The 15,991-nt window shown below is 47.4% G+C and carries 16 protein-coding genes; 10 read left to right on the top strand and 6 right to left on the bottom strand.

Features of this window, described 5'->3' with window-relative positions:
- Nucleotides 1–21 precede the first annotated feature (21 nt).
- From groL to ACTTK7_RS01095, 7 genes are all read left to right on the top strand, one after another.
- Nucleotides 22–1,668 carry a chaperonin GroEL gene (gene groL, locus ACTTK7_RS01125; protein WP_462865136.1) on the top strand — a complete coding sequence of 549 codons (1,647 nt, stop codon included), beginning with the start codon at nt 22–24 and terminating at the stop codon, nt 1,666–1,668.
- 376 nt (nt 1,669–2,044) lie between these two features.
- On the top strand, nt 2,045–2,944 hold the full coding sequence (locus tag ACTTK7_RS01120) for an Ltp family lipoprotein (RefSeq protein WP_462865134.1): 900 nt from the start codon (nt 2,045–2,047) through the stop codon (nt 2,942–2,944).
- Between the two features lie 124 nt (nt 2,945–3,068).
- Nucleotides 3,069–4,043 carry a Gfo/Idh/MocA family protein gene (locus tag ACTTK7_RS01115; RefSeq protein WP_462865133.1) on the top strand — a complete coding sequence of 325 codons (975 nt, stop codon included), beginning with the start codon at nt 3,069–3,071 and terminating at the stop codon, nt 4,041–4,043.
- An 87-nt stretch (nt 4,044–4,130) separates the two neighbouring features.
- Nucleotides 4,131–4,475: an ArsR/SmtB family transcription factor gene (locus ACTTK7_RS01110; RefSeq protein ID WP_462865132.1), complete on the top strand. Its 345-nt coding sequence runs from the start codon at nt 4,131–4,133 to the stop codon at nt 4,473–4,475.
- A gap of 47 nt (nt 4,476–4,522) precedes the next feature.
- Complete coding sequence (gene arsC, locus ACTTK7_RS01105) at nt 4,523–4,972, top strand: arsenate reductase (thioredoxin) (protein WP_462865131.1); 450 nt, start codon at nt 4,523–4,525, stop codon at nt 4,970–4,972.
- Nucleotides 4,950–5,894: a thioredoxin-disulfide reductase gene (gene trxB, locus ACTTK7_RS01100; protein ID WP_462865130.1), complete on the top strand. Its 945-nt coding sequence runs from the start codon at nt 4,950–4,952 to the stop codon at nt 5,892–5,894. Before arsC ends, trxB begins: the two co-directional genes overlap by 23 nt.
- A gap of 135 nt (nt 5,895–6,029) precedes the next feature.
- Nucleotides 6,030–7,151, top strand: a complete 1,122-nt coding sequence (locus ACTTK7_RS01095; RefSeq protein WP_462865129.1) for a PQQ-dependent sugar dehydrogenase — start codon at nt 6,030–6,032, stop codon at nt 7,149–7,151.
- A 159-nt stretch (nt 7,152–7,310) separates the two neighbouring features.
- On the opposite strand, the gene ACTTK7_RS01090 is transcribed toward ACTTK7_RS01095, so the two are convergent.
- The 4 genes from ACTTK7_RS01090 to ACTTK7_RS01075 form a co-directional block, all read right to left on the bottom strand.
- Nucleotides 7,311–8,027: a Na-translocating system protein MpsC family protein gene (locus ACTTK7_RS01090; RefSeq protein ID WP_462865128.1), complete on the bottom strand. Its 717-nt coding sequence runs from the start codon at nt 8,025–8,027 to the stop codon at nt 7,311–7,313.
- A gap of 202 nt (nt 8,028–8,229) precedes the next feature.
- Nucleotides 8,230–9,687, bottom strand: a complete 1,458-nt coding sequence (locus ACTTK7_RS01085) for a DUF2254 domain-containing protein (protein ID WP_462865127.1) — start codon at nt 9,685–9,687, stop codon at nt 8,230–8,232.
- 54 nt (nt 9,688–9,741) lie between these two features.
- Nucleotides 9,742–10,209 carry a universal stress protein gene (locus ACTTK7_RS01080; protein ID WP_462865125.1) on the bottom strand — a complete coding sequence of 156 codons (468 nt, stop codon included), beginning with the start codon at nt 10,207–10,209 and terminating at the stop codon, nt 9,742–9,744.
- Nucleotides 10,206–10,415, bottom strand: a complete 210-nt coding sequence (locus tag ACTTK7_RS01075; protein ID WP_462865123.1) for a hypothetical protein — start codon at nt 10,413–10,415, stop codon at nt 10,206–10,208. The genes ACTTK7_RS01080 and ACTTK7_RS01075 overlap by 4 nt, the downstream gene beginning before the upstream one ends.
- A 282-nt stretch (nt 10,416–10,697) precedes the next feature.
- Between ACTTK7_RS01075 and ACTTK7_RS01070 the strand changes: the two genes are divergently transcribed.
- Together ACTTK7_RS01070 and ACTTK7_RS01065 are read left to right on the top strand one after the other, a co-directional pair.
- On the top strand, nt 10,698–11,252 hold the full coding sequence (locus ACTTK7_RS01070; protein ID WP_462865121.1) for a hypothetical protein: 555 nt from the start codon (nt 10,698–10,700) through the stop codon (nt 11,250–11,252).
- A 431-nt stretch (nt 11,253–11,683) separates the two neighbouring features.
- Nucleotides 11,684–12,556, top strand: coding sequence for a YihY/virulence factor BrkB family protein (locus ACTTK7_RS01065; protein WP_462865119.1), 873 nt, complete (start codon nt 11,684–11,686; stop codon nt 12,554–12,556).
- 84 nt (nt 12,557–12,640) lie between these two features.
- On the opposite strand, the gene ACTTK7_RS01060 is transcribed toward ACTTK7_RS01065, so the two are convergent.
- Nucleotides 12,641–13,402, bottom strand: a complete 762-nt coding sequence (locus ACTTK7_RS01060; protein WP_462865118.1) for an SDR family oxidoreductase — start codon at nt 13,400–13,402, stop codon at nt 12,641–12,643.
- Nucleotides 13,403–13,601: 199 nt separating this feature from the next.
- Between ACTTK7_RS01060 and ACTTK7_RS01055 the strand changes: the two genes are divergently transcribed.
- Nucleotides 13,602–14,216, top strand: coding sequence for a TetR/AcrR family transcriptional regulator (locus ACTTK7_RS01055; RefSeq protein WP_462865116.1), 615 nt, complete (start codon nt 13,602–13,604; stop codon nt 14,214–14,216).
- 16 nt (nt 14,217–14,232) lie between these two features.
- Here the strand turns inward: ACTTK7_RS01055 and ACTTK7_RS01050 are convergent, their stop codons facing one another.
- On the bottom strand, nt 14,233–15,960 hold the full coding sequence (locus tag ACTTK7_RS01050; RefSeq protein ID WP_462865114.1) for a plasmid pRiA4b ORF-3 family protein: 1,728 nt from the start codon (nt 15,958–15,960) through the stop codon (nt 14,233–14,235).
- Nucleotides 15,961–15,991 lie beyond the last annotated feature (31 nt).

Here is a 15,991-nt window from a genome sequence, read left to right as displayed (position 1 = left end):
TCACATTAGGAGGATTTCATCATGGCTAAAGATATTAAGTTTAGTGAAAACGGCCGCCGCGCGATGCTTCGCGGTGTGGACGAACTCGCAAATGCTGTAAAAGTAACGCTTGGACCGAAAGGCCGCAACGTTGTTTTGGAGAAAAAGTTCGGTTCCCCGCTTATCACCAATGACGGTGTAACCATCGCCAAAGAAATCGAACTCGAAGACAATTTCGAAAACATGGGCGCTCAGCTCGTATCCGAAGTCGCCAGCAAAACAAACGACATTGCCGGTGACGGTACGACAACAGCAACCGTTCTTGCCCAGGCGATGATTCAGGAAGGCCTGAAAAACGTTACCTCCGGTGCGAACCCAATGGGTATCCGCCGCGGCATGGAAAACGCGACCAAAGTAGCGGTCGAGGAACTCCGCAACGTAAGCAAGCCAATTGAAGGCAAGGAATCCATCACACAGGTCGGTGCGATTTCCGCAGGCTCTGAAGAAATCGGCCAGATCATTGCAGAAGCCATGGAGCGCGTAGGAAACGACGGCGTTATCACTGTCGAAGAATCCCGCGGCCTTGAAACAGAGCTTGAAGTTGTGGAAGGTATGCAGTTTGACCGCGGCTATGCGTCTCCGTACATGGTTTCCGACAACGAATCCATGACGGCAGAGCTCGACAATCCGTACATCTTGATTACGGACAAAAAGCTCACAAACATCCAGGAAGTACTTCCGCTGCTTGAGCAGGTTGTACAGCAGAACCGTCCAATCCTCATCATCGCAGAAGATGTGGAAGGCGAAGCGCTTGCAACGCTCGTAGTTAACAAGCTGCGCGGCACATTCAACGCAGTAGCAGTGAAAGCACCAGGCTTTGGCGACCGTCGTAAAGCAATGCTTGAAGACATCGCTACACTTACCGGTGGTACGGTCATTACTGAAGATGTAGGTCTTGACCTGAAAACGGCAACGATCGATCAGCTTGGTCACGCTAACAAAATCACCATCGATAAAGACAACACTACGATCGTAGAAGGAAGCGGCGATCCACAGACCATCGGTGCCCGTGTAACGCAGCTCCGTACGCAGATGGAAGAAACGACTTCCGAATTCGATCGTGAAAAACTTCAGGAACGCCTCGCGAAGCTTGCCGGCGGCGTAGCCGTTGTTAAAGTCGGCGCAGCTTCTGAAACGGAAATGAAAGAGCGCAAGCTCCGCATCGAAGACGCCCTCAGCTCTACACGCGCAGCAGTAGAAGAAGGCATTGTCTCCGGCGGCGGTACCGCGCTGATGAACGTCTACAAAAAAGTAGAAGAAGAAATGAACAACACAACAGGCGACGAAGCAACCGGCGTGAAAATCGTTCTCCGTGCCCTCGAAGAACCACTCCGTCAGATTGCTCATAACGCAGGCCTTGAAGGCTCCGTTATCGTTGAGCGCCTGAAAACAGAAGCAGTTGGACACGGCTACAACGCAGCGACCGGCGAATGGGTGAACATGATTGACGCAGGCATTGTCGATCCTACAAAAGTTACCCGCTCCGCGCTGCAAAACGCATCGTCCGTATCCTCCATGTTCCTGACCACCGAAGCAGTTATCGCCGATATCCCAGAAGAAAATGGCGGCGGTGCCGGCGGCGGCATGCCAGACATGGGTGGCATGGGCGGAATGGGCGGCATGATGTAATGTCGCTCGCCCAGCCCTTATGTAGTAAGGGTGCTTCTCGATAGGGAAGGTTAAAATGAGCAGAATGCTAACATTTTGCTAACATTTGAATAGGATTTATTTTAAGCTTCTCATGAGTTCATTGAACTTGTGGGAAGCTTTTTTATGTTTTTTGTTCATGCGAACGCTAAGACGATTACCTGTTAGGCAATCAATCTAACCACTAATAAAGCAAACTGGACACTCAAGGAATCCGTTAATCGTAAAGTTTCCAAGAATCTTTTCAGACCCTCTATTCGATGCGGCCAAAATCATATAAAGGCTCTACCGCAGTGTATTGCCAGCTTTACTTTACCATGATAAAATGTAACCATTATATGTAAAAGGAGGGATTTTAATGAGGTATAAAGAAAAGAAAAAATGGTATCAGCGGATTCCGGGGTATCGTTCCGGGGCAAAGTGGAAGATGATTACAGCTTCTGTTATTTACGCTTTAATTTTATTTGTTATACTATCTCCAACCGATTCTTCCACAGAAATAGCCGGTGAAAATACCGCGGAAGATGTGACAGAATTAGAAGCAGAAGATGCCACGGTAGCTACGAATAAGCAAAAAAACAATGAAGAGAAAGAAAAACAGGAAGCAAAAGAAGAGGAGGAGCGCGCGGCTGAAGAGGAAGCCGAGCAGGAAGCGAAGGAAGAAGAACGTGAGGCTGAAGAAGCCGAGCGGGAAGCGAAGGAAGAAGAACGTCAGGCTGAAGAAGAAGCTGAACAGGAAGCGAGAGAAGAGGAAGAGCGCGAGGCTGAAGAAGAGGCTGAGCGGGAAGCAGAGGAAGAAGAGGAACGTCAGGCTGAAGAATCCAGCGGATCTGTTTCTCAGGAGCAGGCACTGAGTCAGGCTCAGAGCTACCTGGACTATACGTCCTTTTCTAAATCAGGCTTGATCGAGCAATTGGAATATGAGGGCTTCAGCACAGAAGATGCAACATATGCTGTGGAAAACGTCACAGTGGACTGGGAGGAGCAGGCGGTCAGCCAGGCCGAGGATTATCTGGAGTACACCGCATTCTCTGAATCAGGATTGATTGAGCAACTAGAATACGACGGTTTCAGTTCATCGGAAGCGGCTCATGGTGTGGCAAATGTCTCGGTGGACTGGGAGGAACAGGCGGTGCTTCAGGCCGAGGATTATCTGGAATACAGCTCTTTTTCAAGACAGGGCCTGATTGATCAACTGACCTTTGAAGGGTTCAGCACAGAGCATGCCACCTATGCTGCCGGCCAGGTTGGTTTGTAATAGACATATTAATTTTAAGGGAACAGCAAAAGCTGCTCCCTTTATCCATAGGCAATGGCTTTTACATTAAAAGGTATAAAAGAATGTTGAATAGACAAATGAATTTCATTTGGGAGGAAACGCTATGAAAAACATACGATGGGGCATTATAGGGTGCGGTAACGTGACAGAAGTGAAAAGCGGTCCCGCCTTTCAGCTGGCTGAAAACAGCTCCCTGCAGGCGGTGATGAGAAGAAATGGAGAAAAAGCGCAGGACTATGCACAACGTCACGGGGTTCCCAGCTGGTACGATAAAGCGGAGGATCTTATCCACGACAACGAAGTGGATGCCGTTTATATTGCGACGCCGCCTTCCTCGCACAGGGAGTATACGATCATGGCCGCCGACGCAGGGAAGCCGGTATATGTAGAAAAACCGATGGCAGGCAGCACGGATGAATGCGCAGAAATGATAAAAGCCTGCGAAAATAACGATGTACCTTTGTTTGTTGCCTACTATAGAAGATCCCTCCCTCGTTTTCGAAGGGTGAAAGAGCTGTTGGATGCCGGAAGCATCGGAGAGGTGCGGTTTGCTTCTATTCAGCAGACCCAGCCTATTGTTCCAAAAGATGAAAACGGCGAATGGCCTTGGAGGGTAAACCCTGAAAAGGGCGGAGCAGGGCTATTCTATGATATAGGCTCTCATACGCTGGATCTTTTTGATTACCTGCTCGGCCCTTTAAGCGAGGTGAAGGGTTCTGCGGTAAACCTGGCTGATTCCTATCCGGCTGAAGACACGGTAAGCGGCACATGGAAATTTGAAAGCGGGGCTGTCGGAATAGGTGTATGGAATTTTTCTTCCTATAATAAAGAAGACGATAACCGTATTGTTGGCACAAAAGGAGAAATAAAATTCTCGACATTTGACGACAAGCCGATTATCCTTCTGAAGGAAGCCGGTGAAGAGTCTTTTTATATTGAGCATCCGAAGCATATTCAGTATTACCATATTCAATCTATTGTCGATGAACTGCTTGGAAAAGGAGCCTGTCCAAGCACCGGCAACACGGCGCTCCGTACTAATCAGGCAATGGAGGAACTGGTAAAAGAATATTATTAAAAGGTCTTTGCTAAGCGTTATTTATTGACGTTTGGCGAATTATATATTAGCATATGCTTATATAATAAAACGATGGTAGGTGAACGTATGGAAAAGATCAAACCGGAAATTAAAGACACTGCTTCTGTACTGAAGCTTTTGGGCGATAATACCCGTCTTTCCATTGTCGGCCTTGTACAGAACCATGAGTGCTGCGTGTGTGAATTCGTTGAGCTTTTGCAGATGTCGCAGTCATCGGTGAGCCAGCATCTCAGAAAGCTCCGGGACGCCGGCCTGGTCAAAGAACAGCGGAAGGGCCACTGGATTTTTTATTCGTTTAACCGGCAGCATCCTTCGGCAGAAATGGTGGAAGATATACTCCGGCATGTGCCGGATCAGAATGAAAAGCTGCAGCAGCTGGAACGGGATGGTCTGCGCATTAATTGCGACTGAGGCCCATCACCACTGGGATTAATATTTTGTGAAATGAGGATGCAGCCATGAGCAAAAAGAAATTGTATTTTTTATGTACGGGCAATTCCTGCCGCAGCCAGATGGCAGAAGGGTTTGGGCATTATTTCCTGGGAAATGACTGGGAGGTCCGGAGTGCCGGTATCGAAGCCCACGGCCTGAATCCAAAGGCGGTCGAAGCCATGAACGAAGTCGGCATCGATATATCCACACAGAAGTCGAGCATGATCGATTCAGAGTATTTAAACAATGCAGACATGGTGGTCACGCTTTGCGGCGATGCCAACGATAAGTGTCCAATGACCCCGCCGTATGTAACGCGGGAGCACTGGGGCTTTGACGACCCGGCAAAAGCAGAGGGCACAGAGGACGAACGCTGGATGGTTTTTCAGCGTGTACGTGATGAAATTAAAAGCCGTATTCAGAGTTTTGCTGAAGAAGGAAAGGAGTCATTTTATGACGGAAGAACGGATTTATGATGTGATTATCGCGGGCGCCGGACCGGCCGGCATGACCGCGGCGGTGTACGCCTCCCGGGCAGAAATGGACACGCTCATGCTCGAGCGCGGCGTGCCCGGCGGCCAGATGGCCAACACCGAGGACGTGGAAAACTACCCGGGCTTTGACCATATTCTCGGGCCCGACCTGTCGACGAAAATGTTCCAGCACGCCCAGAAGTTCGGGGCGGCGTACGCCTACGGCGACATCTCCCGTGTCGAGGACGGCAAGGAGTACAAAACCGTCTACGCCGGAAACAAGATGTACAAAACGCGCGCGCTCATCATCGCGACCGGTGCCGAGTACAAGCAGCTCGGCGTCGAGGGCGAAAAAGAGCTCGGCGGCCGCGGCGTATCCTACTGTGCGGTCTGTGACGGCGCCTTTTTCCGCAACAAGGAGATCGTGGTCGTCGGCGGCGGGGATTCCGCCGTCGAGGAGGCGGTGTATCTGACCCGGTTTGCCGATAAGGTGACGGTCATTCACCGCCGCGACGAGCTGCGGGCGCAGAAAATCCTGCAGCAGCGCGCATTTGTGAACGACAAGATCGACTTTAAATGGAGCACGGTGGTCAAAACGATCAACGGCGACGGCGGCAAGGTCGGAAGCGTCACGCTGACGGACCTGAAGACCGGCGAGGACTACGACTTTGCGACCAGCGGCGCGTTCATCTACATCGGGCTGCTGCCGCTGAACGGGGCGTTTCTGGACCTGGGCATCACGAACGATGAGGGCTACATTGAAACGAACGAGGAAATGGAAACAAAGATTCCGGGCGTGTTCGCCGCCGGCGACATCCGGGACAAATTCCTGCGCCAGATCGTGACGGCGACCGGCGACGGGTCGCTCGCGGCGCAGACGGCGCAGCAGTACGTGGAAGAACTGAAGAACGCGGTCGAAGCGTAAGCGCTTTGGCCCGGTAATCGTAGATTACCCGCCCTGACTGCACAAGGCAGCCAGGGCGTTTTTTTATGGTAGTATTATGATAAAAGTAAGTGGTTATCCAAAGGCTTATGCTGTTTTCATGAAAGGAGAGCTGAAATGATAATCGATCCCATCAGAAAAAATACAATCAACCTCTTGGTCTTCGGAGCAGTGGTTCTTGCCGGATGCAGTGCGGAGGAGAACGATGAAGGCCCGGAAGAAAATGCCGGAGAGACTACGGAGGCTGTGGATTCAGTTTCTGAAGCAGAAACAGAGGATTGGAGCGTAGAAGTGGTGGCGAAAAATCTCGATGTCCCGTGGTCGTTAAACATTCAGGAGGACACGTATTATATGACCAACCGCGGGGGAGGGGTAATCGAGGTGAGCGGCGGAGAAACAGAAGGCCTTTCGCTAAATACGAGTGATGCTGTGGCAAATGAAGGGGAGGGCGGCCTGCTTGGCTTTGTGCTGGCTGAGGATTTTGCTGACTCTTCGGAAGGCTATGCGTATTACACGTACCGTAAAAATGATGGAGCGCTCGTGAACAGAGTGGTTGCTGTGGAGCGGGGTGACAGCCAATGGAATGAAACGGAGGTGCTGCTTGATGACATTCCGGGGAGTCGGATTCATAATGGTGGCCGGCTGGAAATCGGGCCCGATGGTTATTTATATGCTACCGCCGGAGATTCAGACGTGCCTTCACTTGCGCAGGATGAAGACAGCCTTGCAGGGAGTATATTGCGAATGACGGTCAATGGAGAGGTGCCTGAGGATAACCCGTTTGAAGATTCTTATGTGTACAGCTACGGCCACCGGAATCCGCAGGGACTCGCCTGGAACAATGATGGCCAGCTGTACAGCTCAGAGCACGGGCCGAACGCCCAGGATGAAATCAATGTAATTGAGCCTGGAACTAACTACGGCTGGCCGGAAATTACCGGCAGTGAACCAGCAGAAGGACTGGAAGCGCCGGCGATTCAATCCGAAAATACTACCTGGGCGCCTTCCGGCACAGCTTTTTTCGAAGATACTCTTCTGGTAGCCGGACTTCGCGGGGAGAGTCTTTATGCCTTTGATGAAGAAGCAGAAGAAATGACTGCTGTATTTGGAGAAGAAGGCAGGCTCCGGGATGTCAAAGTTGAAGATGGAGACGTTTACCTGCTAACAAATAATACAGATGGAAGAGGGGAACCGGCAGAAAATGATGACCGTCTGCTAAAGCTTACCCTGGATGAATAGTTATTTATAGTATTTTCGCTGGTTGGCAGACAATACCACTGAACAGCGAATTTTTGCTGAAAAAATCATGAGCTTTCGAAGGGTGCAGAGATTTAAAATAAAAAAGCCATCCCTAAAGAAAAGCTCTTTAGAAACGACTTAAAGCAAAGCTGAGCGGTTTTATGTTTTTTCTGCAGGATCTGTAATGAAAACGACGAGACTTCGGTCACGGGCAAAATCCCAGTCAACGAAGATATCACGGACTGTGGTGCCGAATATAGAATCAAATTGTTCTTTATAGAGTTCCTCTTTTTCAAGAAGACGCTTCGTTGATTTCAAAATTTCCAAATGACCCGTTCGGATTAATTCTTTTTCAATTAAAATCAGGCCGCCCGTGCGTACGGCGAGCATCGTTCGTTCATTTACAGGGTGGACGGTTACGTCGTCAGGCTTTTTCCCTACTTCTTCACTGACACGCTGGACCGCCTGCTTAATATCCTCCTGGCGTGGTGTGCGGTTCCTCTCCTGCTTTTCCTTCAGTTTATCAGGGTGAAAGGCGGTGATAACTCCCGATTTGTTTTCAATATTCCAGTCAAAATAGAATTCCCAGCCTTCGATATCCAGGAGAGAGGAAATATAATGCTCGATTTCAGGAAGCATTTTTGCCATCATGATTTCTCTTAATTCCTCGACGGCGCTCTTGTCTCTCTGATCGAGCATGACTTTTTCAATCGGGGATAAGAACTTACGTATATGCATGACAATACAGCAGGGATCGACGCTCACGTAGACGGATTCGGGTCCTTTGCCGAAATGATCGCGAAGCACTCTGCCGAGGTAGCTTCCAATTTGTTTCTGATATTCTTCTATTTGTTCAGGCGCAGAATGTTCAGCCATGTTTTCACCTCTTATTCATTGTGTTGAATGGACTAAATTAATGCAGTTGATTAAGTACGGCTGCGGCCTGGCAGCGCCTGACGCTTTTACAGCATACAGGCGTTGATAGAGGTGCAGCCATAAATAATCAACAGCCTCACACCGCAGCGATAAATAAGAAAACCTTTTATTTTTATATCTGGAATTGTTCAAACAAACACCTTTAAGCGTCGCTGAAAGCTTTTTCCCGTTTCTGTTCATGCTTGTATAAAACCGGTGAAGCCGTAGCGGGCTCTTTCTCTGGGTACTCGTTTTTTTCGAGCTTTTCCATCAGGCTGTTGAAGGATTCGTGCTGCCCGGCGGCTGTGGAGATAGCGCGTAGGTAGCTGAAGCATTGTCTCCGGTCGTGATCAAACAGCATTTTGCCTTCAAAGTTCCAGGCGATGCTTTCGGCGTAATGCCAGCACATGCCTGCTGCTTCTCCTTCAAGGGAATCAGCGAGCAAATGAAGAGCCTCCAGCACGCGGTTGGTGATTTTAATATCATTTTTAGCAGCTTCTGCAATGGGAGAGAAAGTGGCGTACACATAATAGGCGAAAGTACTTTCCTTCATTACGACCCGCACTTCGTCCTTTGCATCGACCAGGTGCGGTCTGTGGGAGGCAGTGCCGGAAATGGAGCTGATTAAATCGGCGAGCTGGTAGATCGCCTCTTCCGCAGTAGACGGCTCATTATTTCCGATAGCTTTTAAGGAAATCTCTGTTAATTTCCGTACGCTGAAGTTCATGTCCTGCATCTCTGTTTTTTTGTTACCGATAAACAAAAACTGCAGGTACATCTGTTCATTTACAGGAGTGTTTGGCTTTTCGCCATATCGCTGATAGAAAAACAGGGTATCGCCCTCGAACAGATAATCGCCGACTCTTCGTTCAAGATACACGACGAGCTCATCCTTTTCTGCCTGGTTGATCAGACGTTTAAAATCCACAAGCTGCAGAAAGCCTCCGGAGGAACTGGCAATGGAATAAACCGGCGAATCCTGAGGGAGAGGGTATTCCTTTTGTGGATACGGTCGGTGCTCTTGTAAATCCTGTTCATTCGTAGCAGCAATGGTTTTCTGCGAGCGTTCGTTCAGGTTGTTGGTTAGGTTTGCCACCTGCATCCATTTGGCAGCATGATTAATAAACAAAATAAAATTGATTGCAGATACACAAGCGGCCGCAACCCCGAGAAACGGGAAAATAACGTATTCGCTGATGGATGCATTCAGCATAAAAAAGCCAATCAGAATGTAAAAGTATGATAAATTAAAAACACCAATGGCATGCAGGGTTCTACGGTCTGCAATAAAGCTGAAAAGAACACGGGGGGTAAACTGGCCGGAAAAGCTGGTTAAAACAATTAAAATCATATTGAACGTAAACGCATGAATCATTAATATACCGTAAGCAAGTGTGCTGTATATCATTTCTGTTAATGCGTAATCAGCGGTGAAAAAAGAGCCCAGAGGCAGCGCCGGCTGAAGGCCGAATTCAATACCATAGGCGGCAAAGGCTGCGACCACTGCAAGCAGGGCGTAGATCATAGGGAGCGGCCATAAGCTTGAGCGTAGTTCATACCAGCGCTGGTTTTTGGACATGCTTTGTACTTTCTTAATAAATTTAGGCATTAAATGGCGCATACTTTCCTCCTTTCGTTATGGGCGTGATAAAAACAAATTATTAGGTTATTCTGTTCAGGAGTAGGCATCTAATGCAGCCAGCCGGCTGTTTCGGACCACCCGCACTTCACATGGTGATTTGCCAGCCACAATACGGGAACGTCTGCCGCGCAGAAAACGTTCGAAGGCGGGGCCGCCGGTTTCTCCGATGAGAATCAAGTCGGTATTGTACGCAAAACAGAGATGGCGGGCCAATCGCTTTTCCGGAATACCAGTATCGACCACTGCTTCCACCTCCCTGACACCTTTACGCCTTGCCTCCTCTTTGTAAGCCTGAAGATGATAAGCGGCCTTTTCTTTTAAATAACGAACGCCTTTAGGATCAATCCGCTGAAGGTTTGCATACCGGTATTCATCGAAAACAAAGGCAAGTACTAAAGACGCCCCGTGCTCAAGAGCCATAGCGCATGCTTCTTCGAAAGCATCATAGGAAGGCGTTTCCAGGACATCCAGACCAACGAGTATCCGGCTGTAATGACTCATAGCATTCTTCCTTTCCGAAAACGAATTTTGGCAAATAAAAAAAGCCAGAAAAAGAAAAGTCTCTTTTTCCGGCTTATGTTACAGGGCTTTATTATCCCAACATTGCTGCCATTATCGAATATTTGATGAATTAATATTGTTTTTGGTTTTTCTGCAGGAAAAGTAAGGCGGGAGCCGGCAGCAGTAGAAAAAGGTTCTGCTTCCATACAAATCAGAACTCCAGGAAAAAGGGCCGTCTCATAAAAAAGCCACAAAGGAGGAGAGCCTCTTTTGTGGCTTATGCTTTAGCTTTATATCTAAGCATTCCTGCCGAAATTATTTACCTTTAATGAAATAACCAATTAAGATCTTACCATAATATCGTTATAACCGGAAGTGGAAAGATCAAAACATGTTTCTGGGGAGGAGTATTGCTTGCAGGTATATGTGTCCAGCAAGTACACTTATTGAAGACATAACGGCTGGGGGAGTTCATCATAAAACTATCGTTGAAAACAGTACTCATAGTCGCAGGGGTTAGTCTTTTAATTATACCGGGAGTGCTTGCACTGCTGCACTTCTTTACTCCGTTCAGTCTTGGAAAGAATACGACAGAGGACGGTATTGTATTAAAAGAACCAAAGGAAGCAACCGAAGACGTTTCCGGTATACATACAGAAGTGAGTACTCATATACAGCAGGCTCACAGGTATTGGAACAAGCAGACCGGCTATGGAGCCATCGATAAGGTGACGGCTGACGATTTTAGCAGCATCAGCGCCCGGATTGAAGCAACTGAAGAAGTAATAGACAAGATTGATGATCCAAGGCTGCAGAAGGATTTCAATAATGCTGTCCGCTGGCAGCAGGTTATTGAAGCAAAGCCTGAAACAGAAGAGGTTCAGCAGGCTGCCCGTTGGACGCACCGTATTTATCATGATTTAGATGAGTACATTAATGATTACGATGAGGCTCCGTTGTTTGGTGCAACTCATTTTGATAATGGAAGCATTTCCGAAAGCGATAAAGTTCTTGAACAGGTGGACCGTCTACCCGAAGATTGAAAATAAAAAGAAGGATACCACGCCAGGTATCCTTCTTTTATCTGTAGAGAAAGCTCTTCCTACGCCGGCAGGAAGAGTTTTTAATTTGTAGAAAGGTCAAAAAGAACGATTTGCGGGGTCTTTTATGAGAGAGCTCAGCTTCTTAATTGATGCGCAGAAAAATAGGTTTCAATTGCTCTTACTAAAGGTAAAATAACCACAGGTCACAGCTAAATAATATGGGCAGCAGCAGACAGTTCCAGCTGTTCTGTAAGCCAGGGAAAGCTCTTTTATTTTTATGGCTTCAAATGCAGAGGCTGTCTGTTGGATAGCAATTAATAAACGAAAGGAGAATGCACTTAACCACAGGGTACTCGTTTCAGAAATCGTTTGGTTTTATGGGCTTTCGTAAGTCATAAAAGATATCCTATGCAGAGAAGGGACGTATACATGTGAAAAAGATTAAGCCGTACATTTCGGACTTGATGACCGAATTTAAAGAGGATAATGTACCCTTGCTGGCAGCTGCCCAGGCTTACTATTATATTCTTTCCATCTTTCCACTGCTTATTTTTGCGTTAACGATTTTGCCATTATTAAATTTAAATCCCAACTCTGTCGTCAGCTTTATAGGAACAATTGCCCCGTCGGATACTGCCTCTTTGTTTGAGGAAAATATTACCACGTTAGTGCAGGAACCCCGTGGTATTTTATTTGTAGTCAGTCTGCTCGGTGCACTCTGGTCAGCCTCGAATGGGATAAATGCGTTTATCAAATCATCTAATGAGGCTTATGATGTCGAGGAATCACGCTCGTTTATTAAAGTACGTCTGATCGCCATTGCACTTACAATCTGTATGATTCTGACCATTGTAGTGGCTCTGGTACTGCCGATATTTGGGAATGTTATAATATCGATGATCAGTTCCATTCTCGGCCTTCCGGCTCAGACAGAGATTTTATTTCAATTGCTCCGGTGGGTGATTGCAGTCATCGTTATGACGTTGATGCTTCTTCTGCTCTACCGGTTCGCTCCGAACAAAACATTAAAGTGGAAGGAAATACTGGTCGGCTCGTTAACGGCTGCACTTTTATGGCAGATTGTATCGCTTGGCTTTTCCTTTTATGTCAGCAACTTTGGAAACTATTCGGCTACCTACGGAAGCCTCGGTGGTGTTATTATTCTGCTGCTCTGGTTTTTCCTGACCGGCCTGGTGCTTATGATTGGTGCGGAGTTAAACGTTATTTTTCACCGAAGAAAGAATGGTACAGGCAGAAGAAGCAGAGAGCGAAAAACTGCACAAAGTGAAAAGTCCAGCTCATAATTCCTAAATGTAAAATAAATAAAAACGGTTCCGGTTGTTGTCCGGGACCGTTTTTTATGAGATGCGTATTGGATAGCGGTCCCTCTAAAAACCAGCCGTCCAGCCACCGTCGGCGGTTAACACGGTGCCGTTGATAAATCCAGCATCGTCGGAAGCTAAAAACAGTGCTGCGCTTGCAATTTCGTCGGCCTGTCCGACGCGCGGGATCAGGGACTGGGTTTTCTGGGTACGGGAGTAACCGAATTCATTCATATCCTTCATTGTAGAGCCAATGTTGGTTTGAACTGCTCCCGGAGCAATAGCATTGCAGCGGATGCCTTTATCTGCGTACATAAAACCTGTGTTTTTGGTCAGCCCGACAACGGCATGCTTTGAAGCCGTATAGGCTGCTCCGGCGTGCGCACCGTTCAGGCCGCCGGTCGAAGCGGTATTAATAATAACGCCCTTTTCTTTTTTCAGGAAAATCGGAAGCGCGTAACGAATGGCCCGCATGACGCTTTTTGTATTAATATCAAAAAGCAGATCCCATTTCTCATCGCTAATGTCCCCGGCTGCTTCCATGCCATCCATAATGCCCGCATTGTTAACCAGAATATTGAGCGTGCCGTAAGCGTCGACTGCCGTATCAATCATTTTTTTAATATCGTCCGCTTTTGTTACATTCACCTCCACCGCCTGTGCGGTGCCGCCGTTTGACGTAATCGATGCTGCCGCTTCTTCGGCCCCCTCCCTATTCACGTCGGCCACAATTACCTTTGCTCCTTCAGCAGCGAAGCGTTCAGCGATTGCTTTCCCCATTCCCGATGCAGCACCGGTCACTACCGCCGTTTTTGCCTCTAATTTCATTTTTCTTCCTCCTCCAGGTTAATGTATTCGCTTACAAATTGATTTATTCAACATTTGTTCAATAATTAATTCTAATTGTAGTATAATAGACACAAGTCTTTAACTACAATCATCAAAGCAAGCCGGTATTGTTGATTAGTAAACAAGTATCGCCGTTTTTGTTTATAATTCTAAAATTATAGAAAAAAGGAGGAGGTTTATGAAATCATCCTCTGAATCTGAAGCCAAAGACCGGAGAGTAAAGAAATCAAAACAAGCCATGCAGCAATCACTGCTTGAATGGATGGAGGAGAAAGACTTTACATCCATCACGGTCACAAACATTGTCCAGCGGGCCAATGTTAACCGGGGAACATTTTATAAACACTATGATTATAAGGAGCAGATCCTTGAAGAAATCACGGATGAAGTCACCACTGAATTAAAGGAAGCATTCCAGGAGCCCTATAAAAGTAAAGCACTGCTGGAGCTGCCAAAATTAACGGTCTCTTCGGTGAAAATATTCGAGCATGTATTGAAGCATAAGCGCTTTTATACGCTTGTTATCGCTTCAAATGTCCTCACCGGCTTTCAGTACAAATTAGCTTCGCTTCTCCGGGACCTCATGGTTGAGGATCTTTTTCAAGCGGCAGAAGACGATGGCATTGACCGAAGACTGCAGGCCGGCTATCACTCCCATGCTATTTTTGGGATGATTGTTGAATGGGTGCGCGGCGGATTTGAATACCAGCCGGGTTATATGGCTGAGCAGCTGTTATTAATACTTAGAAACCACCCGGCTGATATCGTGTTTAAAGCCGAAGCCGAAACCTGAAGTTCCTGTGCCTATGTTAATAGCGCGATAGCTGCCGGATTAAATCATTGACGAGATTTTCCAGCACCGCGATTCGTTTTTTCGTATGCATGACAGTCGGCACACGTGAAATCGCTGCTTTTAATGAAGCAGCTGCTTTAGAACCGGTAACGGTGACCGATTTAGGCACTCCCTGGAAGGTGTTCATGCATAATTGATTAAACTTTTGCAGAAACTGTTGTGAAGCTTCTTCCTGGCTGGTCGCAATGTCGTGCGAGAGCACTATTTCTGATTTTTTATCGACAAATATACAGATCCACGGATGAATTGGAGTGCCGGCCGGAGAATTACCGAAAGTAAAGGAATCCACCTTGAATATCCCCCCGTATAAATGAGTATTCCGCATAGGAAGCTTCTCTAAGGAAGAGTTATCCGGAATCTCGAAATCTCCGGCAGCGGGCGGGCCTTGACCGACGGTCTCCTCAGAAAACAATGGCTCCAGTCGCACATTATGAACTTTCTCGTAGGAATTTCGGAGTTCTCCCTCGTCGAAAACAGGAATTATATTCGTTTCTGCTCCGTTCAAGGCACGTGGATTGGAGTCAAAATAGTCGAGCACCATCGGCACGAGTGGAAGTACATGCAAAAAGGCAAAAAGGTCGTGCGCTTGTAAAAACTGGGGACTTTTTCCAGGCGTCAGCTGTCTGAATGTCGGCCAACGATCATGGTCGTGGAAGGCGTAGCCGGTCTGAATGATCAACTGGTGATCGGGCGGCTCCAATTCCTCTATATCGTCAAATGAAAGAAACAGTGCTTCCAAATCATCGGCAGTAAACGAAGGATCGAAAAACTGTCTGTATAAAGCCCGTTCTTCTGTATCTCCGGTGTACAATGCCAACCCGTAGACCTCCTGTTCATCTCCGAGCACACTGGCAATAAAGCGTTCCCCGGTCTCCGGCAGCGTGAAACCGAATAGGTCGGCAGAGGCAATATCCCTCCACGGAGCGTCCCAATAGAATTCCCTTGCTTCATCAAACAGGTCTGCCCATTCTCCTAACGTGGCAAGGTCGTTCTCCTTTACGCCGGGAAGAGGAACAAACTTCTCCCAATCTGATTCATCTGAAGTGCCGAAATTTTCAACGAAGTAAAGCAGGTCGTTTAAGTAATGGCGGAACCTCGTTTCGCTGAAATTTCCCTTTGGCGTCCGCCATGTGTCATCAGAAACCTCTGCACGGGGGTTTGGCTTGGTTACGTTTAAACATACAGGAGAAGGATCAGCAGATTCTCCAGTTACGATTTGTTCGAGCAGGACTTCGTGCTCGTGGTCCTCACCGAAGTCATATAGATAGGTAATCTTCTGTCCTTCTTTCCAAAGCCAGTCGAAAATCGATTCGTTTCGTTCATCGAACACGCCTGGCTTTTCTTCGATATCCGGAAAGTCCATGCTCGTAATTTCATATACTGCAGGCCGGTCCGGCGCCATTCGCTGCTTAATCTGCTGGTATGCTTCCTGGTTCATGGAGCGCGCACTTTTCATTGGTTCAAGAACCTCTTTTTCAAAATGTTTTATTTTGTCCCTGTATTCCTTATGCTTAATATCACTGCTTTCCTGCAGACGAAAGCTGTGCAGGTGGCTCTGTTCCCATAAAAAGGCTGCCTGAATTAAGTTATGCAGATCAAAAAATGTAAACGAAGAAGGAAGCTCAAATCTTCTCCATACGGGAGGTTTTGTATCCAGAAGCCGTACCTTTAAGCGTAGTTTCAATTTAGTCACCTCCTAAAGATTATATCTATAG

The organism is Marinococcus tarijensis (assembly GCF_054971385.1).
Note: the sequence above shows the minus strand (reverse complement) of the source record. Positions and strands in the feature narration are given on the sequence as shown.